At 70.9% G+C, this 21,021-nt stretch carries 14 protein-coding genes; 7 read left to right on the top strand and 7 right to left on the bottom strand.

All coding sequences use genetic code 11. The features are described 5' to 3' along the window. The first annotated feature begins 156 nt into the window (after window positions 1–156). Window positions 157–1,278 carry an acyl-CoA dehydrogenase family protein gene (locus WME82_RS21990; protein WP_438044383.1) on the top strand — a complete coding sequence of 374 codons (1,122 nt, stop codon included), beginning with the start codon at window positions 157–159 and terminating at the stop codon, window positions 1,276–1,278. A gap of 64 nt (window positions 1,279–1,342) precedes the next feature. On the opposite strand, the gene WME82_RS21985 is transcribed toward WME82_RS21990, so the two are convergent. Further along, on the bottom strand, window positions 1,343–7,363 hold the full coding sequence (locus tag WME82_RS21985) for an AAA family ATPase (protein WP_438044382.1): 6,021 nt from the start codon (window positions 7,361–7,363) through the stop codon (window positions 1,343–1,345). Between the two features lie 64 nt (window positions 7,364–7,427). Next, window positions 7,428–8,933 carry a response regulator gene (locus WME82_RS21980; protein WP_438044381.1) on the bottom strand — a complete coding sequence of 502 codons (1,506 nt, stop codon included), beginning with the start codon at window positions 8,931–8,933 and terminating at the stop codon, window positions 7,428–7,430. A gap of 276 nt (window positions 8,934–9,209) precedes the next feature. Between WME82_RS21980 and WME82_RS21975 the strand changes: the two genes are divergently transcribed. From WME82_RS21975 to WME82_RS21955, 5 genes are all read left to right on the top strand, one after another. Then, the gene (locus WME82_RS21975) at window positions 9,210–9,332 is read left to right on the top strand and encodes a hypothetical protein (RefSeq protein WP_438044380.1); all 123 of its coding nucleotides are present in this window, start codon (window positions 9,210–9,212) and stop codon (window positions 9,330–9,332) included. A gap of 462 nt (window positions 9,333–9,794) precedes the next feature. Next, window positions 9,795–11,783: a transketolase gene (gene tkt / locus WME82_RS21970; protein ID WP_438044379.1), complete on the top strand. Its 1,989-nt coding sequence runs from the start codon at window positions 9,795–9,797 to the stop codon at window positions 11,781–11,783. Between the two features lie 119 nt (window positions 11,784–11,902). Then, window positions 11,903–12,100: a hypothetical protein gene (locus WME82_RS21965; protein ID WP_437873315.1), complete on the top strand. Its 198-nt coding sequence runs from the start codon at window positions 11,903–11,905 to the stop codon at window positions 12,098–12,100. A gap of 62 nt (window positions 12,101–12,162) precedes the next feature. Continuing rightward, complete coding sequence (locus tag WME82_RS21960; RefSeq protein ID WP_438044378.1) at window positions 12,163–13,101, top strand: AEC family transporter; 939 nt, start codon at window positions 12,163–12,165, stop codon at window positions 13,099–13,101. 408 nt (window positions 13,102–13,509) lie between these two features. Next, entirely contained in the window at window positions 13,510–14,805 is a 1,296-nt protein-coding gene (locus WME82_RS21955) for a PAS domain-containing protein (RefSeq protein ID WP_438044377.1), read from the top strand. Window positions 14,806–14,917: 112 nt separating this feature from the next. Here the strand turns inward: WME82_RS21955 and WME82_RS21950 are convergent, their stop codons facing one another. The 4 genes from WME82_RS21950 to WME82_RS21935 all read right to left on the bottom strand — a co-directional run bounded on the left by WME82_RS21950 (window position 14,918) and on the right by WME82_RS21935 (window position 17,843). Then, the gene (locus WME82_RS21950; RefSeq protein ID WP_438044376.1) at window positions 14,918–16,465 is read right to left on the bottom strand and encodes an Hsp70 family protein; all 1,548 of its coding nucleotides are present in this window, start codon (window positions 16,463–16,465) and stop codon (window positions 14,918–14,920) included. A 62-nt stretch (window positions 16,466–16,527) separates the two neighbouring features. Further along, window positions 16,528–16,911 carry a Uma2 family endonuclease gene (locus WME82_RS21945; RefSeq protein WP_438044916.1) on the bottom strand — a complete coding sequence of 128 codons (384 nt, stop codon included), beginning with the start codon at window positions 16,909–16,911 and terminating at the stop codon, window positions 16,528–16,530. A gap of 23 nt (window positions 16,912–16,934) precedes the next feature. Further along, window positions 16,935–17,333, bottom strand: a complete 399-nt coding sequence (locus WME82_RS21940; protein ID WP_438044375.1) for a PEGA domain-containing protein — start codon at window positions 17,331–17,333, stop codon at window positions 16,935–16,937. Window positions 17,334–17,456: 123 nt separating this feature from the next. Beyond that, complete coding sequence (locus WME82_RS21935; RefSeq protein WP_437747423.1) at window positions 17,457–17,843, bottom strand: VOC family protein; 387 nt, start codon at window positions 17,841–17,843, stop codon at window positions 17,457–17,459. A 282-nt stretch (window positions 17,844–18,125) separates the two neighbouring features. Between WME82_RS21935 and WME82_RS21930 the strand changes: the two genes are divergently transcribed. Then, complete coding sequence (locus WME82_RS21930) at window positions 18,126–19,958, top strand: M2 family metallopeptidase (protein ID WP_438044374.1); 1,833 nt, start codon at window positions 18,126–18,128, stop codon at window positions 19,956–19,958. A 16-nt stretch (window positions 19,959–19,974) separates the two neighbouring features. Here WME82_RS21930 and WME82_RS21925 read toward each other — a convergent pair whose 3' ends face one another. Continuing rightward, complete coding sequence (locus tag WME82_RS21925; protein WP_438044373.1) at window positions 19,975–20,796, bottom strand: GNAT family N-acetyltransferase; 822 nt, start codon at window positions 20,794–20,796, stop codon at window positions 19,975–19,977. Window positions 20,797–21,021: the final 225 nt, after the last annotated feature.

Raw genomic sequence — 21,021 nt, 5'->3', positions numbered from 1 at the left:
GGTGGAGGCGCGCGCCTCGCGCCCCGAAGCGCAGGCGCGCGCCGCCGTCCGGGAGCGCCGCCGCGGCCGCGCGGAGCCGCTCGGCCGCCTCTCGTCGGCGCCGCGCTCGGTCGGGGCGCTGGGTCGCGTCGCCGCCGCGGCCTACACTCCCTTCGCATGTCCCCCGGATCGCCCACGCCGCCGGCCACGGCCGGCTCCGCCGCGCTGATCGAGCGCGCCCGCCGGCTCGCGACGCTCGTGCTCGCCCCCTCGGCGAACGCCACGGATCAGGCCGCGGCGGTTCCCCGAGAGCACATCCGCGCCCTCGCGGACGCAGGTCTCCTCGGGATCGCGACGCCTGCGTGCCACGGCGGCCATGGCGCCCCGCCGCAGGTCGCGCGCGAGGTCCTGGAGATCCTCGCCGGCGCCTGCGGCGTGACGGCGTTCGTCCACATGCAGCACGCCGCCGCGTGCCCGCTCATCGCGCGCGGCGACAACGAGGCGCTCAAGGAGCGCGTCCTGCCTCGTTTCGCCTCTGGAGAGCGCTTTTGCACCGTGGGCTTCTCGCACGTCCGCCGCCCGGGCCCGCCGATGGTCAGGGTGGAGCCCGACGGTGACCGGTTTCGCTTCGAGGGCACCGTGCCCTGGTTGACCGGCCATGGGATCGCCGACGATGCGGTCATCGCCGGCGCGCTCCCCGATGGCCGCCTGGTGTACGTCCTGACGTCGCTGGAGGCGGGGGATTCCATCGAGGCATCGCCGCCGCTCCGCCTGAGCGCGATGAACGCCTCGGCCACGGTGTCGCTGACGCTGCGTGATCTGCGCGTCGGGCCCGAGCAGGTGATCGCCATCCTGACGCGCGAGCAGCAGGCTGCCCGCGACGTGGCGGGCCTGCTCACGCCGTCGGCGCTCTCCCTGGGCGCGGCCTGCTCCGCCGCGGCCCTGCTCGCGGAGCTTTCGGAGCGCCGCGGCAGCGCGCGCCTGGCGCACGCCGCGCGGGCGTTCGAGGACGAGAGGGAGGCCGCCCGCGCCGAGGTCGATGCATGGGCGGACCGGCCGGAGGCGGAGGGCCATGCACAGCATGCGGTCCGCGTTCGTGCCTGGTGCATCGATCTGGGCGTCAGGGCCGCGCACGCTGCGGTCGCTGCGACCGGCGGCAGCGCCAACCTCCTCGACCACGCCGCGCAGCGCCTCTTCCGCGAGGCGATGCTCTATTCGCTCACGGCCCAGACGCGCGACCTGCAGACAGCGACGGTGGAGCGGCTGCTCGAACGGGCGACCCGCCCCAGATCGGGGTAACGACCGCGACCCGGCGGCTCTCTCCCGCCATCCCTGGCATCGTCCCCCCGACCTGGGCCACTCGCTACATCGATTCCTGTGGATCCGCGCGGCCGTCGGCGCCGCCCGCGCCGCCTGGGTCGTACACGCCGACAAAGTCCCGCAGCTTCCGGGTCTGATAGCTGCGTGCCAGCGTCGTGAGCTGCTCGATCCAAGGTCTGAGCCGCGGATCGTGCTGCGCCATCCGCTCCGCCTCCTCCAGGATCTTGTGGACGAGCCCCTTCTTCGCGAGCGCCGACAGGATCGCCAGCTCTTCGGCCGGAGGCGGCGCGAGGTGTCCGCCGCCTTCGGGCTCCTTCGCCGGCGCGTCCCGAGCGGGGGCTCCATCGCGGCGAAGCCACTCGATGCTCAGCAAGCGCGATATCTTGTCGAGGAGCGCGCTCGCCACGATCGGCTTGGACAAGAAGTCATCGCAGCCGGCGCTGGCGCACTGCTGCCGCTCGGCCTCGGATACGCTCGCCGACGAGGCCAGGATGACGACGTGCCGGAGCTCGGGCATGAGCCTGAGGCGACGCGCTGTCTCGTAGCCGTCCATGTCCTTCATGTAGACGTCCAGCAGGATGAGCGCCGGCGCGCGCAGCGCCGCCATGCGCAGCGCCTCCTTCCCGCCGTCAGCCTCGCACAGATCGAAGCCGAGCGGGCCGAGGAGCCCGCGCACCACCGCGCGATTGTCGGAGCTGTCGTCCACGATGAGTATCGTGCGGCGCTCCCCAGGATAGCCGACGATCGTGTCCCACCCCCTGGCTTCGCCTGGGCTCGTCGCGAGCTGCGCCTCGGCGAGCGGGAGCGTCACGGTAAAGACACTGCCCTCGCCGACCTCGCTTTGCACCTCGATCGCACCGCCCATCTGTTGCACGAGCTTCTTCGTGATGGCGAGGCCAAGCCCTGTGCCCTCGCTCTTCGCGCTCTGCTCCCCCACCTGCTCGAAGGGCTCGAAGATGCGTGACAGGTGCTCCGGGGCGATCCCAGGACCCGTATCCTCGACCCGGAACCGCACCATCCGCCCTGCAGGGACGGTCTCCTCCAGCACCTCGATCTGGAGGGACACGCGTCCCCGCTCGGTGAACTTGATGGCATTGCCGAGGAGGTTCAAGAGTACCTGCATCAGCCGCTTCTCGTCGGCACAGACGGCCTGAAGCGCAGGGCCGAGCAGCTCATGGGAGAACGTGATCCCCTTCGCTTCGGCGCGCACCCGGCACAGGTCGACCACCGTCCGCACGAGCGCAGGCAACCGGAACTCCGTCAGGACGGAGTCCATCTTGCCCGCCTCGATCTTGGCCAGGTGCAGCAGGTCATTGATGAGCGAGAGCAGGTGCTCGCTCGACTTCTGGATGACCCGCAGGCCCTCCCGCCACGCCGGCGGGACGTCGGGCGTTCGCTCCAGGATCTGGGCATAACCCATGATCCCGTTGAGCGGCGTTCGCAGCTCGTGGCTCATGCTGGAGAGAAAGTCGCTCTTGGCCTGGCTGGCGCGCTCCGCGGCCTCCTTGGCGATGCGGAGCTCGACGGTGCGCTCCTTGATCTTGGCCTCCAGGTCCCGGTACAGGAGGGCGTTCTCGACGGCGATCGCGGCCTGCGCGGCGAGCACCGACAGGAGCTCCACCCGCCGCTCGGGGAACGCCGCAGGCACCTCGCGATGCTCGAGGTAGAGCACGCCCACGAGGCGCCCTCGATGCGACAAGGGAAGCGAGAGGAGCGAGAGCACGGAGCGCGAGGCCAGGTGCGGATCGGCCGCGAAGCGCGCGTCCGACCTGGCGTCGTCCACCACGACCGGCTCGTTCGTGCGCGCCACGTAGTGCGCCACCGTCCTCGCCACCTCGCTGCTCTGCGAGAGCGGCTCGGACAGGCCCGTCTCGATGTGGCCTCCCTCCACCGAGAGCCGCGCCACGACCGAGAGCTCTTCGCCTTCGCCCAGCAGCAGGACGCCGCGCTGCGCCCCGGCGCTCTCCAGCACGAGCTCCATCAGACGCCCGACGACCCGCTCCGGGTCGAGCTCGCTCGACAGCGCCCGCGCCGCGCGCACCGCGGTGTTCACATCGAGCTGCGCGCCGCCGGTGACTCCCGTGGTGGTCAGCGTGGCGACGCCCGTCGTGCGGCGGCGCTCCGCCGTCGCGGGCTGGGCAGGCGCACGGAGCAGGGCCGGCCATCTCGCCTCCAGGTGGGCCACCACGGCGTGCGCTTCCCAGCGAACATAAGCGTCCCTGGCCTCGCGCAGGTACAGCGCGGCGACACGGCTCCTGCCCGCCTCGAGGTGAAACTCGGCGCAGAGCTGAGCCGCCAGGGCTTCGATGTGAAAGAATCGCTGCTCGCGCGCGAGCTCGATGGCCTCGTCGTACCTGGCCATGGCTTCGTCGGTCTTGCCCTGCACGCGGGCGTCCTCGGCCTCGAGGAGGCGCAGCTTGTGGAGGAAATTGTCCGCGCTCCCCTCGGCGAAGTACCTCAGCCGCGCGAGGCCTTGCTCGATGTCGTCGCGGAGCCCGGCCCGCTCCCCCGCGTCCGCGGCCGCCGGCCAGCACCTCGCGGCCGCGAGCGCGAGCCAGAGCGGTATGTCCGTGACCGGGGGAAAGCCGAAGATGGACACGCGGAACTGCTCGGCCTCCCGTGCCCGCGAGAGGGCCATCGGGTACGCGCCGGCGACGAGGAACAGGTGCGCCTCGAGGATGCGCGCCAGCTCGGCTGCCATCCCGTCTCCGTCAGCCAGGAGGGAGCGCGATCCTCGTGAGAGCGGCTCGCCCGACAGGAGCCTCCCTGCGCCGTCGGCGGTCGTCAAGAGGTCGCACCACGACGCGATCGCCTCGAAATAGTGCGTCCCGAGCGCGGTCCCCGCGCGCTGCATCAACCCCCAGCGCGCCGCCCGGTGCGCCTCGAGCTGCCCGAGCGGCTGGCCGCGCCACACTCGGTAGTAGAACAGGTCGCCTTCCAGCCCCCAGCTCGTCCCCTGGAACGAGCCGACCTTCAGGCCGGTCGCGCAGGTTCGCTCGAAGATGGGCGCCATCTCATCCGCGGGGCGGCCGTAGGCCGTGTACTGCCCCTGGAAGGACAGACACTCTGCCAGAAAGGGCGACGCGACGCGCTCGGCTGCGCGCACTCCAGGGCCGACCCAGCACGCAGCGCGACGATACATGCCTGTGGTGAGCGACCAGACGTTCGCGAAGCAAACGATGATGAAGGGAGAGACCGGCGTGAGCGCGCGCCGCTCTCGCACCCTCAGCACGGCGCGAACGATCACGAGCCCGGACAGCACCGGCTGACCGCCGATCGCCGCGCACACCATGAGGTGCATCGTCAGCGCATCGATGAGCACCTGCTCCGGGGAGGGATCGAGGGGCATCCGTTCGAACGCGTCCGGGTCGCGCTCGAACCATCGATCCAGCTCGGCGGACTCCTCGAGGAGCGCGGCGCCGCGCGCCTCGTCCGCGCCCGGAAATGCGATGTCCTGCTCGGTGAGCGCGGCGAGCCCGAGCTCGACCCCTCGCGCGAACTGGCCCGCCGCCTGGGCGCTGCGGACGCGCATCTCGTGCGCCGAGAGCCTGGTGAGCGCCGGCAGCGGCCTGGCGAGCAGCCGCGCGCACCGCGCCTCGACGTCGTCGAACTCCCGCAGCAGAAAGGCCCCCTCGATCTGCTCGAGCGCGAGCTCCGCGCACAGCGGCGCGTCCTTGCGCCAGGCGTCATCGCCCAGCAAGTCCTGCGCGGTCTCGGCGAGGCTCAGGAGGAGCCGGTACGAGCTCGCCGCCTTCGCGGCGCGCGCGGCCTCGAGGTTCAGCCGCGCCAGCGCCTCGCGCTCGCCTGCGGAGTCCATCCGCGCCGAGCCCAGGTTGAGGTGCCGCACCAGCTCCAGGAGCTCTTGCGGTGTGCCCTTCTGCGTCCGATGCCGCGCCCACAGCCGCCGGCCGATCTCCAGGTGCGCCAGGACGCGCTGCGCCGGCGGGGCCCGCTCGTAGCTCGCCTGCTGCACGCGGTCGTGCAAGAAGCGGTATTCAGCGTCGAGCGCTCCTTCTCCGGTTCCAGTTCCGGTTCCAGTTCCGGCCGCTCCCAGCGCCTGCGCGGTCCGGTAGGCTCCATCGGCCGGCACCACCAGCTCCTCCCGCAGGGCGGGCCAGAGCGCGCCGGTCACCCGGGCGCGCTCCCATCCGCTGAGCCGCTCCAGGTCGTGGAGGTGGAAGGCGTGCCCCGCGCACGCCGCGAGCCCCAGGAGCTGCTGTGTCGCTTCAGGCATCTCGAGCAGCTTGTCCGTCAGGAGGGCGACGACGTTGTCGGTCACCTGCGCCTGCTCGATCTCCTTCTGGCCCCAGCGCCACGCGCCGCTCTCCGGGTCCCGCGCCACCTTGCTCTGCCGGTGCAGGGACAGCAGCAGATGCTCCATGAAGAACGGGTTTCCTCGCGTCTTTTGCCACAGGATGCGCGAGAGCGGCTCCACCTGCGCCGCCTCGCTGTTCAGCGCCCGCGCTGTCCATGCCTGCACGTGCTCCGCCGACAGGGGGTGCACCGACATCCTCGACACCCTCGCCCCGCTCTCCTCGACCGACGCCACGAGCCTCCACAGCGGGTGCTCGGGGGGCGCCTCGTTGTCGCGGTACGCCGCGAGCACGAGGAGCTCTCTTCGTTCTGCGTCGGTCAGCAGCGTCCTCAGGATCTCCAGCGTGGCGCTGTCGGCCCACTGCATGTCGTCGAGGAACATCACGAGCGGCGCGTTCGGCGTCGTGACCGCCCGCACGAAGTTCAGCCAGGTCAGCCTCTGGCGGGCGAGCACCTGCTCGCCGTGCACCGGCGGCACCGGCGCGAGCTTGCCCATGATCAGGTCGAGCTCCGGCACCACGTCGGCGATGAGCCGGGCGTTGTCCCCCACGTCGGCCCTGATTCGCTCCTGCCACGCCGTGAGCGTCGGCTTCGGGCTCGCCAGCCACTGCTGCATCAGCGCCCCGAACGCCTGCGCCATGGCCGCGTAGGGCGTCGACCGCGCGAGCTGGTCGTGCTTGCCCGAGATCAGGAGCCCGCGCCCCGCACGCGCGATGTCCTGGTAGACGGTGCGCACGAGCGCCGTCTTGCCGATGCCGGACGGGCCGCCGATGAGCACGAGCTCCGCCGCGCCCTCGGCGGCGCGGGCGAAGGCTGCGCCCAGGAGATCGCGCTCGTGCTCCCGCCCGACGAGGACGTCTGGCAGCCGCAGCCTCTGCGAGAAATCCTTGTCCCCGAGCGTGAAGCGCTCCACCGCGCCGCGCTCGCGCCACATGCGCAGCGCTCGCTCCAGGTCTTCCGCTGCCCCCTTGGCCGTCTGATACCGCCGGTCAGGGTACTTCGCGAGGAGCCTGGACACGATCGCCGCGAGGCCCGGAGGCACGTCGGGGACGACCTCGTCGAGGGACGGCGGCTCCTTGGCGAGGTGCGCGTGCACCAGCGCGAGCGGGTCGCGCTCGGTGAACGGCAGCCGCCCCGAGAGCGCCTCGAAGAGCGTCACTCCGAGCGAGTACAGATCGGTGCGGGGATCGAGCGCTCGCGCCGTGCGGCCCGTCTGCTCGGGCGACATGTACGCCAGTGTCCCCTCGAGCCCTTCGGGGATGCTCGCCGCCGTCGCCTCCAGCGGCAGCGACGAGGCGATGCCGAAGTCGAGCAGCTTGACCTGCGCGTACGCCGCGTCGACCAGCACGTTCTGGGGTTTGATATCCTTGTGCGTTATGCCGGCCGCGTGCACGGCCTCGAGGGCTCGGGCGAGGAGCGCTCCTAGCCTCAGCCCCGCTTCCACCGGCAGGCGCCCGTGCTCGGCGAGCTGTAGATCCAGCGACCGGAAGCCGGGGTCCTCGATCACCAGCGCGACCGTGCCGCCCCGCTGCAGGAGCTCCCGCGCCCGTGCCACCCCTGACACCTCTCTCAGCTGTGTCAGGATGTGATGCTCATGCAGGATGCGCCCCGTCACGCGCGAGCTCGGCGCGGCCGCCACGGGGAGCTTGAGCACCACCCGGTCGCCGGAGGGACGATGGACCGCGCGGCACACGCGGGTCTCGGCCCCTTCGTGCATCACCTCCCCCACAACGTAGTCTCTCAGATCCATCCCGGTTCAGCTCCTCTTCGGGTCCGGCGGAGACGCCGGGTGAACAGCGGAATTCTCCGGTACTTCAACGCTCGGGCTTGTGCTGTCGGCGGTCGCGTGTCCGCAGCGCGTGCTCCACGCCCGACTGCAGGGTGGCCTTCGTCACGAGCTGATCGAGGTGCAGGTCGAGCGCCACGAACGTTTGCGCTACCTCTGCGCGGATGCCCGTGACGACCGTCCGCGTGCCGAGCAGCGAGAGCCCCATCGCGGCTTGCACGAGCATGCGCGCAACCGTCTCATCTACTGCTTTTACGCCGGTGATGTCAATGATGAGATAGTCCGCCCTGCGCTCGCTCGCTCCGCGCAGCGCTGTCTCGACCGCTTGTCCGGCACGCTCGACGTCCACCGTGCCGATGAGGGGCATCACGAGGACGCCATCGATCATCGGAATGAGCGGAGCGGACAGCTCGAGGAGCCGCTCCCGCTGGGCCGCGATGATCTGCTCTTGCAGCGCCGCCCTGGCCGCCTCGGCGCGCTCGCTCTGGATCAGCTGCTGCGAGAGCCGCTCGTTCGTGTCGCGCAGCATCTGCACGGCCTGCGCCAGCGCCTCCTCCGCCTTGGCGCGCTCCCGGATCTCCTCCGAGAGCCTCGTATTGCGCTCCTCGAGAGCCCGCGTTGCGCGCCGGAGCGAGATCTGGGTGTGCACCCGCGCCAGGAGCTCGGTCTTCTCGAACGGCTTTGTCACGTAGTCGACGGCGCCCACGCGGAAGCCCTGGAGCCTGAACCTCGCTTCAGCGAGCGCCGTCATGAAGATGACGGGGATGCCCTGCGTCGCCGGATCGGCCTTGAGCCGCCGGCATGTCTCGAACCCGCTGAGGCCGGGCATCAGAGCGTCGAGCAAGACGAGGTCCGGCTGGGCCCGGCTGACCAGCTCGATCGCCTCCTCACCGTCGCGCGCGACAGCGACCTCCAGGCCATCCGACATGAGCGCGTGCGACAGCACGGTCAGGTTGTCCGCGCTATCGTCCACGATGAGGACGAGGCCAGAGAGCGGAGTTTCTTGTTCTTGCATGGGTCTCTGCCGGCTCAGCACGATCGAGCGATCCTGGTGCGCCCGGTCGGCGTGCCCCAACGCACGGCGGGCGAGCAAATACGTACACTGTGAGCCGGCGGCCCCATCACAGGAAACATTCCGTCTTCTCTTCTTCCGTTCGTACCACGGGCTGTTCAGCCTTAACATACCTTTTGTAGGCGGAAGCGGAGAGGGGTGCAGGGTGCGGTGGAGAGGGTAGGCTGAGCCACACAGGCCATCCATTCCATCTACATACGCATGAGTACGCATGAGATGGGCGCTTTCCGCCTCGTTCCGAGGTCCCATGTCGGCTCGCCTCACTCGCTTTCCTTCGTGACGAGGTCTCCGCTTTTTCCGGCTCTCACGCTCCATCCCCATCTCCAGCCGTTGGAGCTCCTCACGCTCGGGCGTCGTGAGCGCTCCCGGCCGCTGGCCGGAGCTCCGGTCGTCCGCCTTCGCCAGACGTACCGCCTCCGCCTTGAGCTCGGGCGCGAACAGGGCCTCTTTCTCCCGTCCCATCCCTGCCTCCCCGGTGCCTTCCGGGGGGCCACGGAGGTGCGAAGGATCACGGCGTGGCCTGGGCGAGGACAGCCATGTTGAGAGCGACCTGGCGTCGGGCGCCGCGACGCCGCACCCGGAACGGCAGGGTGGAGCGCGTGAGACACGGAGGCACTTGGGTGTGGCAGGGGCTAACACGACGGCGGAAAATTGCCCCGGAGCGGCAGAAAACCCGCCAAGCCGCCTCTGGATCTCGGCGGTGGGCCAGTCCCGCCGGAACGCACTTTGATAAGAGGTTTGACGACCTATCCCGCCGATCGCATCGCGCTCGTCGGCGACTTCACGGGTACAGCCGGCTTCGGCACCGGCCCGCTCACCGCTACGAGCAAGGACGGCTTCGTCGCGGCCTTCGCCCCCTGAAGCACGCGAGCGCGCCTGCGTCGGGAGTGGTCCGCGGTGGCTCGGTCCAGGTTGGGTGACCCCGACGACGGCCCAGGTGGGGGTGAAAGCGCGACCAGCGGTCGGGGGCTCCGTGAGCGCCAGCTGGCCGCGCGGCGGAGGCGTTGCGCCTGCGGGTCGACGGCGAGCCGCGGGGGGCTGCATCCCGCGTCGACGCGGTCTACCAGCGGGCGGGACAGGCGCCGTGGCGCCCCCCGCGAGGGACGTCTCGTGGTCCCGCCGAGGGAGGAGCGACGTTCGCCGAGGGGGGGTTGATGACCGGCTCGGCCCGATCTCCGCTCCGCGGCCCCGCGCGTCTCACGAAGGCCTGGGCAGTCACGCGAGCGCCGAGGCGCGCTCGGAGCGGTCCAGGCGCCGGGCGGCGGGGTGAGGGGGCCTCGCGAAGGGGCGCGCTTCGCGACGAAGTAGGTTAGAGTGCGCGCCATGCCTGATTTCGCCAAGCTCGCCGCCGCGGCCTCGATCGCCCGCGGCCTCGCCATGGATGCCGTCCACGCCTGCTCATCCGGTCACCTCGGCCTACCGCTAGGGGCCGCCGAGATCGGTGCCGCGCTGTACGGCGACATCCTCCGCCACGATCCGAGCGAACCGCACTGGTTGAACCGCGATCGCTTCGTCCTGTCCGCCGGTCACGGCAGCATGTTCCTCTACGCCTGGCTGCACCTCTCGGGCTATCCGGTGTCCCTCGACGACGTCCGCCGCTTCCGGCAGTGGGAGTCGAAGACGCCCGGCCACCCGGAGTACCATTACACCGAGGGTGTCGAGGCGACGACTGGCCCGCTCGGCCAGGGCGTGGGCAACGCGGTCGGGCACGCGGTGGCCGCCAAGATGCTCGCCGCGCGTTACAACACGCCGGAGCACACGATCTTCGATCTCAATGTCTACTGCCTCGCCGGCGACGGCTGCCTCCAGGAGGGCGTGGCCGCCGAGGCGGCATCCTTCGCCGGGCACTTCAAGCTCGACAACCTGATCCTCATCTACGATGCCAACGACGTCACCCTCGACGCGATGGCCATCAAGACCCAGAGCGAGGACACGGCCAAGCGCTTCGAGGCCTACGGCTTCGAGGTGCTCCACATCGAGCAGGGCAACGATCTGGAGGCCGTCCACCGGGTGCTCGGCCAGGCGCGGGCGTCGAAGAGCGGAAAGCCGAAGTTCGTCGTCGCCCACACCCTCATCGGCAAGGGGATCCCGGAGGTCGCCGGCACGCAGAAGGCGCACGGCGAGGGCGGCGCCAAGTTCGTGGATCAGGCCCGCAAGAACCTGGGGCTGCCCGCCGAGCACTTCTACGTCAGCGAGGAGGTGAAGCAGTTCTTCGCGACGCGCAAGGAAGAGCTCGCCAAGGTGCGCGGGGCGTGGGAGGCGACCTTCCAGGCCTGGCGCGCGAAGAACCCCGAGCTCGCCCGCCAGCTCGACGACGGCCTCGCGAAGAAGCTCCCGGCGGACCTCGACGCGCGCGTCCCCGCCTTCGCCGCCGGCACCAAGGTCGCCACGCGCAAGGCCGGCGAGACCGTGCTGCAGGCCGTCGCCGAGGCGGTGCCTGCGCTCATCGGGTCGAGCGCCGACCTCTACGGCTCGACGTTCAACTACATCGCGTCGAGCACCGACTTCGATCCGGAGCACCCCGGCGGCCGGAACATCCGCGCCGGCATCCGCGAGCACGGCATGGGCGCGATCATGAACGGCATCGCGTACCACGGCGGCCTGCGCCCGAGCGGCGCGACGTTCCTCGTGTTCGCGGACTACCTGCGGCCGAGCATCCGCCTGGCCGCGCTGTCGCACCTGCCGGTCATCTACATCTTCACGCACGACTCGGTGGGCGTGGGCGAGGACGGGCCGACGCACCAGCCCGTGGAGACCGTCGCCGGGCTGCGCGTCATCGTCGATCTGGACGTCATCCGGCCGGCGGACGCCGAGGAGACGGCCGGCGCCTGGATCTCCGCGCTGGAGCGCAACGACGGCCCGACGGTCCTCGCGCTCACGCGCCAGGCCGTCCCGCTGCTTCCGGGGGACGCCGCCGCCAAGCGCGAGGGCGTCCGGCGTGGCGCCTATGTCCTGGTCAAGGAGACGGCGGCGCTCGAGACCATCCTGATCGCGACGGGCAGCGAGGTGCAGCACGCGGTCGAGGCCGCGAAGCGGATCGGACCCGGCGTCCGCGTCGTCTCGATGCCCTGCGTGGAGCGGTTCGCGCGCCAGGATCACGCCTACCGCGAGGCCGTGCTGCCCGCCGCGTGCACGCGGCGCGTGTCCATCGAGGCGGGCGTCACCTTCGGCTGGCACCGGTGGGTCGGCTTCAAGGGGATCGCCCTCGGGATTGATCGCTTCGGCACGAGCGCCCCTGGCGACATCGTGATGGACCGGCTGGGCATGAATGCCCAGGCGGTGGTGCAGGCCGTGCAGGACCTCGTGCCCTGACCCTCTGAAGAAGCGAGAGACCGCCGGGAGCGCCGGGAAGCAACATTCCTCGGCGCTCCTGGCGCGCTCTCTCGATCTCCCGTTCCGCTGCCGGCCGGCCGGCGCTACAGTTTGCCGCGGTGCGCTGCCCGATCTGCACTTCGCCGCTCGCCTACATTCATGGCCACGCCGCCTGCGTGAACGGCCGCTGCCCGATGTTCGGCGCCAACCAGGCCGAGTGCTGCACCGGCGAGACCGCGGAGAGCTGCCCTGCCGCGGCAGACGGCGGCGCGGCGCCGCGGCCAGCCGCCGGGACGCGGACGAGGCGCGCGGAGTGACGCCGGCCGCATGACCGGCGACAGCGCTGGACGCCGCCCGCCGCCGAGCTAAAAGCGGGCCCGTGCCGTCGGGCGACCTGATCTCGCAGCTGTTGGCTCTCTTCGCGGTGCTCGGGGTCGGCGTGCTGCTGCGCGCGCTGGGCCGCGCCGGTCAGGCGGACGCCGCCGTGCTGCACCGGCTGGTCATCGACGTCACCACGCCCGCGCTGATCGTCAGCGTGCTCCGCCGCTCAGGCATCGGTCACGGCGCGTGGGGCGCGGTCGCCGCGTCGACCGTCGCGCTCTTCGCGTGCGCCCTCGCGGGGGTCGCCGTGGCGCGGGCGCTCGGGCTCCCGCGCGCCGCGCAGGGCGCCGCCGGCCTCGTCGGCAGCTTCTCCAACACCGGCTTCCTCGGCGTGCCCGTCGTGCTGGCCCTCTACGGCGACGCGGGCGGCGCGGCGGGGACGGCGATCCTCGTCGACAGCATCGTCACGGCGTTCCTCCTGTGGACCTTCGGCGTCGCGCTCGCCGCGCGCATGGGCGGGGGCGGCGGCGGGGACGGGCGGGGCCTGCTCGCGGTGCTCCTGCACCCCAACGTGCTGTCGATCGCCGTCGGGCTCACGCTCCACGCGGCGCCGATCCCGCTGCCGGTGTGGTTGGAGCACGCGCTCGGCGCGCTCGGGAGCGCGACCCCGACGCTCGTGTTCCTCGCGCTGGGGCTCAGCCTCGACCTTGGCTCGCTCCGCGGCCGCGTGCGCCCGCTCGCGGCGATCGCCGCCGTGAAGCTGCTCCTGTCGCCCGCGATCGCGCTCGGCGCCGCGGTTGCGCTCGGCCTGAAGCGGCCCTCCTCCGAGGTGGCGGTGCTTCAGTCCGCCATGCCGACGTCGATGGTGTCCGTGATCGTCGCCGCGCGGTACGGCTGCGACGGTCAGTTCGCGGCGGCCACGGCGGTCGTGACGACGCTCGGGGCGCTGGCGAGCCTGCCGATCGTCATCGAGGTGCTGCGCCGGATCGTCCCGTAGCGCGCCCTCTGCTCCTCCGCTGATCAGGCACCACTCTCTGGACCATGCCGGTCGTGAGCGAGACGAAATTCCATACCGCCACGGTGAGGCCGCGCAACAGCTTGACCAGGATGCCCGGTATCTCGGCGAGGGGCCCCGCCAGGTACAGGCGAGTCTCCGCTGTGCCTACATCAGGCGCGAGCGAGCTACCCAACGCGGCATAACGCGGCCTGACGCGACGCAGAGCGCAGGTCCCGCGCAGGTGTGAGCGCCGCCACGCGCCCAATCGCTGAAAGCCGAGCTCTGCAAATCGGCTTGGCAATGCTGGAAGGAATATGTAAGTGTCCGGCGTGTAATAATGAATGTATTCGACCTGAGCGCGATGGCCACTCGCGAGCTGAAAGGGCAGATTCGATGATCCTGGGGGGCATGGACATCGAGGGACTGCAGGCTGAGCTGGAGCGGCTCCGCTGCGAGGTCAAGGCGCTGGAGCAGCGCGCCCAGGCCGCGGAGGCGCAGGCGGCCCTGTACCAGGGCGTCTTCGAGCACCTGCCGGTCCCGTCGGCGCTCTACGGCGCCGACGGCGTACTTGTCGACATCAACCGACGGAACCGCGAGATACTGGCCGTGCCGTCGAAGGAGGCCATGGTCGGCAAGCATAATATGTACGAGGACCCTGTCGCCGTGGCGGGCGGATACACTGCCCACTTCGATCAGGTGATCCGGAGCGGCGGAGGCGTGATCATGGCGCCGACCGCGTACAACACGGCCGACGCCGGCCTCGAGCGCACCGAGAACCGCACCGTCTGGACCGAGACCAGGATGTCGGCGGCCGACGTGGGCGGCGCGCGCTACGTGATCGGGATCAACCTCGACGTGACCGACAGGATGCGCGCCCAACAGGCGTACCGGGACAGCACGGCATTTGTCACCGCAATCGTGGAGCACGCGCCCAGCGCCGTCTACGTCAAGGATCTGAACGGCCGCTATGCGCTCGTCAACAGGCACTTCGAGCGGCTCATGGGCCTCTCCCGCGACGCGGTGCTCGGGCGCGCCGATCGCGATGTCATGCCCTCGGAGCTCGCCGAGGCTTTTGCGCAGTCGGAGCGGCAGGTCATCGCGACGGAGGCGCCGCTCGTCAAGGAGGAGCAGCTCCTGATCGAGGGCCGCGTCCATTCCTTCGTGACCACGAGGTTCCCGCTGCTGGATTCACGAGGCAAGCTGCACGCGGTGTGCGGCATCTCCGTGGAGGTCACCGAAAGCCGAGCGGCCGAGGCCGAGGCTCAGCGGCTTCAGGACGAGATCATCCACCTGCAGGAGGCCAGGCTGCGCGCCCTCTCCACGCCGTTGCTGCCGATCGCGCGCGGCGTGGTGGTGATGCCGCTCATCGGCAACATCGATGCGCCGCGGGCTCAGCAGGTGCTCGAGATCCTGCTGGCAGGCATCGTCGCCCACCAGGCCTCGATGGTGATCCTCGACGTTACGGGCGTGCCGACCATCGACACCCAGGTCGCGAGCGCGCTGGTGCGGACGGCGCGCGCGGTGAACCTGCTCGGCGCACAGGTGCTCCTGACGGGGATCCAGCCCGCCATCGCGCGGACGCTCGTCGAGCTCGGGGCGGAGTTGGGCGGGCTCCTGGTGCGGTCCACGCTCGATTCGGGCATCGCGTATGCCCTCTCGCCTCGCCCCGGGCGCGTGCGCGGGCACGCCGCCTCGGGCGCGTGAGCAGGCAAGCCCGCGTGTCGTCGAGCGGAGGCGATTCCTTCGATGTGCGATCAGGAGTGCCCGTTGCCAGCGCCCCATGGGCGGTTGTGAGCAACCCGGTACCAGGGCGCCCTCACGCCCCGACCTGGTAGACGCGCCGGTACCCTGCCTCGACGTCCGTGATCGTCACCTCGACGATCCCGTGCGAGGTGATCGCGTACTGCTCCTCGATCAGCGGCCCCTCGCTGCCCATGCGCTCGACGGTCACCCCGCCGAGCTCGGCGGCGCGGTCGCGGAGCCGCCGGTCGAAGGGGAACACGACCTCGTTGAACGCCGTGATGTCGCCGTGGGGCACGCCGAGCCGGTCGAGCGCGGCGCACTCGACGAACCGGTAGCGGCCGACGTTGTGCGCCGCCCGGTACACGCGCCGCGAGACCACCGGCGCCTCGTGGCTCGACGGGATGCGCGCCTCCCGGTCGAAGATCGGGTCGAAGACCACCTCGTCCCCGCCGCTGCCCTCCCGGAACACCCCGAAATGGCGCGAGAGCCGGTCGGAGAGCTCGAAGCCCGCGTCTTCGTCGACGGCGATGGCCAGGCCGATCGCGATGGCCGCCGAGGGGTAGGGGGAGCGATGGACGCGGCGCCCGAAGCGCTCGCGCAGCGTCCGCGCGACGATGGGCAGCGAGCTGGCGCCGCCGACGACGTAGATCCCCGCGATGTCGGCGAGCGCCTCGCCCGCGCCGGCGTCGAGGCGCGCGATCACCGGCTGCATCGCCGTGATGGTCGACTCCACGAGGGGCACGCACCGGTCGTAGTAGTCGGAGGTCGCGATCGTCACCTCGCGGGCGGTCGAGAGGTCGCCCAGGCAGGCCTCCAGGTCGATCACGATGCGCCGGGAGTTCGGGTTGAGCCGCTCCTTCGCCTCGCGGCACTGGTCCGCGAGCGCCGCGAGCGCGCGCGCCGGCAGGCCCTCGCGCTCGATCTTGCCGGCGTCGAGCGCCATCGAGGCCAGCGCGGCGTCGAAGTCGTCGCCGCCGAGGTGGTTCAGGCCCGCGGTCGTCACGGCGTCGTGGCTGCGCCCGGTCATGTGGACCAGCGACGCGTCGAACGTCCCGCCGCCGAGGTCGTAGACGACGATGTGCTCGCGCTTCGACGTGATGGTGCTGCGGTGGCGGTGCGTGTACTCGAAGCCGGCGGCCGACGGCTCGTTCAGGAGCGCGATGACCTCGAAGCCGGCGCGGCGGAAGGCGTCGAGCGTCACGAACCGCTGCGACCCGTGCGCGTTGGCCGGGGTCGCCACGACCGAGATGAGGCGCCCGTCGTCGTCCTTCTTGGGCCGGTTCGACCGGTTCAGCACGGCGTCGCGGAGCGACCGCAGGAACAGGGTCAGGAGATCGAGCACCCGGAGCTTCGTCCCGCCGATCTCGACCTCGACGTCGGGCGACGCGCGCGGGCCGGAGAGCACCCGCTTGAACGACCGGAGCACGATCCACTCGGGATCCGAGGCGACCGCGAGGGCGTCGAAGCCGAACCGGAGCTCCCCCCGCCGCTCGGCGGCCACGGAGGGGTAGAAATCGACGGTGTCCCCCGCCGCGTCCTGGAAGCTGATGACAGGGTAGTTCCCGCGATCGCAGCACGCGACCACGGTCCGCGTGGTTCCGAAATCGATCCCGAGGCGCAAGGTGGGGTCTCCTCCGGCCCCATGCTGCCACATCCGGCCGCCCGCGGTGAAACTCTGCGACGTCAGTCGGCTTCTAGCGCGAAGGCACCGTCGTAGATGGCATCGACGGAGATCTGGGCGCCGTTCGCCAGGGCGATCGTATCGCCCCGCTCGAGCACGCGATACCGCCAGGAGCCGTCCCCCTCGCGTCGATGGTGCTCGATACGCACGTGCCATGATGAGACGAGCAGGTAGTCCGTCAGGCAGGGGAGGCGCTGGTACCCCTCCCACTTCTCGCCCCGATCGAAGGCCTCGGTGCTGCGCGAGAGCACGTTCACGATGGCAGTTGGGTTCGAGAGGACGTCGCCGGCGCCTGGCTCGGTCTGCGCGCCGCCGCACACGACGACCGCATCTGCGTAAACGTAGCGCTGTCCCTGTTTGGCCGAGTCTCGCGCTCCTCGCGCCAGAGCAGGCGTTCGCTCTTCTGACGCTACTTCTTCTCGCCCTGCTTGTCGCCCGTCGCGCCGCCGCTCGCCTCCACGAGGGAGGGCGGCGGGTCCGACTGGACCGTCTTCGCGTCGCCGGGCTCGAGCGTCACCATCATGGTCCGGTTGCCGCGCTCCGGGTCCACGAACGTCACCTCGTGCGACCCGGGCGCGACCTTTCGCCCCGAGATCGGCGTCGTCCCGATGGGCTTGCCGTCCAGCAGGATCTCGGTCGGCTGCGCCGCGACCACGTCGAGCATCGGCGCGTCGTCGAGCGCCGGCTCGGGCTCGGGCTCGGGCTCAGCCGCGATCGGCGCGGGTTGCGGGGGCTCCTGCGGCGGCTTCGGGGCGCCGCCGCAGCCGGCGATGGCGAGGGTGACGAGGAAGGTGGAGGTGCGAACCATGGACCCGAAGCTAGACAGGAAACGCGCGGGAGGAAATGGCGAGGACGACGTCACGCGCGCCGGCAGCCCGCGGCCAGGCGCCGCGCAACCCGCGGATCCTTCCCCGGCCGAGCGATCGCTCCGTCATCCGCCGCCGCTGCCGTAAGGGCGGGTGATGATCTCGAGGAAGTGCCCGTCGGGATCGGGGAAGTACACGCCGCGCCCGCCGTCATGGTGGTTGATCTCCCCGGGGTGCTGCGCTCTGGGATCGGCCCAGTAGGGGATCTGGCGTTCGCGGATTCGACCGAAGATCTCGTCGAACTCGGCCTCGCTGACCAGGAAGGCGAGGTGCTGGGAGCGGATCTCACCAGGGGTGTCGATGAAGTCGAGCGTGACGTCGTTGTCGAGCCGTACCGTCAAGAAGTGTCCGAACGGCACCGGCGCCGAGAGGCCCAGGATCTCGGTCAAAAAGGTAGCGGACGTCGTCTTGTCCCGCGCCGGGACGATGGTGTGATTGAGCTGGACGGCCATGCTCGCTTCCTCCCTTTCGTGGGCGGTTGCCCATCTCCGGCGGATCTTGAGCGATCTCGCGGCGAGGGGCCACCTCCAGGCTGGCGCGATGACCTGGATCGAGCGGACTTTGCCGCCTCTCGGCCCTCGCCGCGGCGCGCCCGAGAGGATTGCTGGAGCCGGCGAGCGGCCTTAGGAGCCCCACCAGGATCGCGGCGCCGAAGCGCACCCCGCGCCCTCTGCGCGTCCGGGGTGGAGGGACGGTCTTACGCCGGAGCTGTCGCGATCGAGGAGCGGCGAGAAATGGTGCGCATTCCGATGTTCGTCGTCGCGTTGCCCTGCAGCATGCTCGCGCTCACGGCGGCCTGCTCCGATCCCGCCCCGCCCACGCCGCCGCGGCCCGCCACCGACCCGGCGGCGGAGGAGGCCGCGCGGTTCATCGATGCGGCCGAGGCGGAGCTGCACGAGCTCAGCACCTACAACAACCGCGCGGCGTGGGTGGCGGCGACGTACATCACCGTCGACACCGAGATCCTCGCGGCCGCGGCGAGCGCGAAGCTGCTCGGGGTGCAGGCCGATTACGCGAAGCGGGCCGCCCGCTTCCTCGACCTCGATCTGCCCTATGACGTCCGCCGCCGGCTCGAGCTCCTGCGAACGTCCCTCACGCTCTACGCACCCGCCGATCCCGCGAAAACGAAGGAGGTCGCGACCATCGCGTCGAGGCTGGAGGCCATGTACGGAGCGGGCAAGTACTGCCCCGCGAGCGGCGAGTGCCTCAACCTCGAGGACCTGAGCAGGACCCTCGCGAAGAGCCGCGACCCCGAGGAGCTGAAGCGGGCGTGGGTCGGCTGGCACACGGTCTCTGTTCCCATGCGGGGCGATTTCACGCGGCTCGTCCAGCTGGCGAACGAGGGCGCCCGCGAGCTCGGGTTCAAGGACACAGGCGACGCGTGGCGCTCGAAATTCGAGATGCGGCCCGGCGTGCTGTCGCGGGAGGCCGATCGCCTCTGGGGGCAGGTCAAGCCGCTCTACGACGCGCTCCACTGCTACGCGCGGGGCCGGCTCGCCTCGAAGTACGGCGAGGACGTCGTGCCCGGCAAGGGCCCGATCCGGGCGGATCTGCTCGGCAACATGTGGGCGCAAGACTGGAGCAACATCTACGATCTCGTGGAGCCCGAGGGAGCGGCGCCGATCTACGATCTCGACACCGCGCTGCAGGCGAAGGGGTACACGCCGATCGAGATGGTGAAGACGGGAGAGCGCTTCTTCGTCTCGCTCGGGTTCGAGCCGCTCCCGGCCACCTTCTGGGAGCGGTCGCTCTTCGTCAAGCCGGCGGATCGCGACGTCGTCTGCCACGCGAGCGCGTGGAACATCGACGACGAAGAGGATCTGCGCATCAAGATGTGCATCGAGATCACGGCCGGCGACTTCCAGACGATCCACCACGAGCTCGGCCACACCTTTTACCAGCGGGCATACAAGGACCTGCCGCTCCTGTACCGCGACAGCCCCAACCCCGCGTTTCACGAGGCCATCGGCGACACGATCGGGCTCTCGGTCAGTCCGGAGTACCTCCAGCGGATCGGGCTCGTGGACCAGCTGCCCCCCGCCTCCAGCGACCTCTCGCTCCTCCTCCGCGAGGCCCTCGGCAAGATCGCCTTCCTGCCGTTCGCCGTCTCGGTCGACCGGTGGCGCTGGGGGGTGTTCTCGGGGGACATCCAGCCGGCGGGATACAACAAGGCCTATTGGGAGATCCGGAGGAGGTACCAGGGGGTCGTGCCGCCGGTGCCTCGCTCCGAGTCGGACTTCGATCCTGGCGCGAAGTACCATGTGGCGGCGAGCGTCCCGTATATCCGGTACTTCTTCGCCCATATACTCCAGTTCCAGTTCCACCGCGCGCTCTGCGACGCAGCGGGGTACAAGGGGCCGCTCCACCGCTGCACGATCTACGGCAGCGAGAAGGCCGGCGAGCGCCTCCGGCGGATGCTGGAGATGGGGCGGAGCCGCCCGTGGCCGGAGGCGCTCGAGGTGGTGACGGGATCGCGGCGGATGGATGCGGCGGCGATGCTCGACTACTTCGGGCCGCTCAAGGACTGGCTCGACCAGCAGAACCGCGGCAAGACGTGCGGGTGGTAGGCGGGGGCGCGCGGGATCAGGCCTGCGGCGGCGGCAGGTAGTCCGGCGGCGGCGTGTAGAAGGCGAAGCGCGTGACCGCGTGGTAGCCCATCACGTCGTACACGGGCCGCCCCAGGTCCGTCGCGTGGAGGACGGTCTTCTGGGCGCCGGTGGCGCTCAGCGCGTCGTCGAGACAGCAGCGCATCACCGCCTCGGCGTAGCCTTTGCGCCGGTGTTCGGCCGCGGTGGCCACGAAGCCCACGTACCGGATCCCCGCCACCATGAACGTCGCCGCGCAGCATACCGGCTGGTCGCCCACGTAGCCGACCCGCCCGAACGCCCGGTCGTCCCACAACGCCTCGTGGGCCAGGGCGGCGCGCCCGGTGGGGAGCGGGAGGCCGTAGGCGACGGAGTTGAGATCGGCGACGGCGGCGCGCGTCTCGGCGTCGCCCACGCGCCTGAGCTCGAGGCCGGCGATCTCCCGCCGCGGGGTGGGGAGCGCGTCGGCCACCATGCCCATGATCGACACCGCAGGTTGGAAGCCGAGCCCGGCCAGGAGCTCGGCGGTCGCTTCCGCGTCGCCGCCGGGCGCCCAGCTGTCGGACAGCGCGAAGAACCAGGGAACGCCGCCGGTCCGGGCGAGCTCGGCGCCGATGCGCGCGCGCCGCTCCAGATCCGTGAGGTTACCGGCCGGCGAGGAGAGCGTGGCGATGTTGAGCAGGGCCATGTCCGTGCCCGAGAGGATGACGGAGACACCGTCCGTGTGCTCGATCCGGTGGCCGGGGAGGCAGCGGCTGAAGTGGATCCAGGCGGCCAGGAACTGCGCGTTGCACTCTGCGATCTCGGTCGGGTCGGACATGGGAGACCTCCTCTGGATCGAGATATACCGGGCCAGGCGCCCGGCGATCGAGCTTTCGCCGTCGGGCGCGCGGGCCCCGCGATGCTGCCGTGGCCGTCGGCTCGGCAGCAGCGGAGCGCTCTGGCCTGGCAGGATGATCCGATCGAACCTGGCGGATCAGGGCGCCGGATGTGACGAAACCATCACGAAGGCGCCAATCCCAAAAGGACGCGGACCGGAGGGCGG

The organism is Sorangium sp. So ce128 (assembly GCF_051525245.1).
Lineage (GTDB): Bacteria > Myxococcota_A > Polyangia > Polyangiales > Polyangiaceae > Sorangium > Sorangium cellulosum_B.
This window is presented reverse-complemented; position numbering and strand designations above follow the sequence as displayed.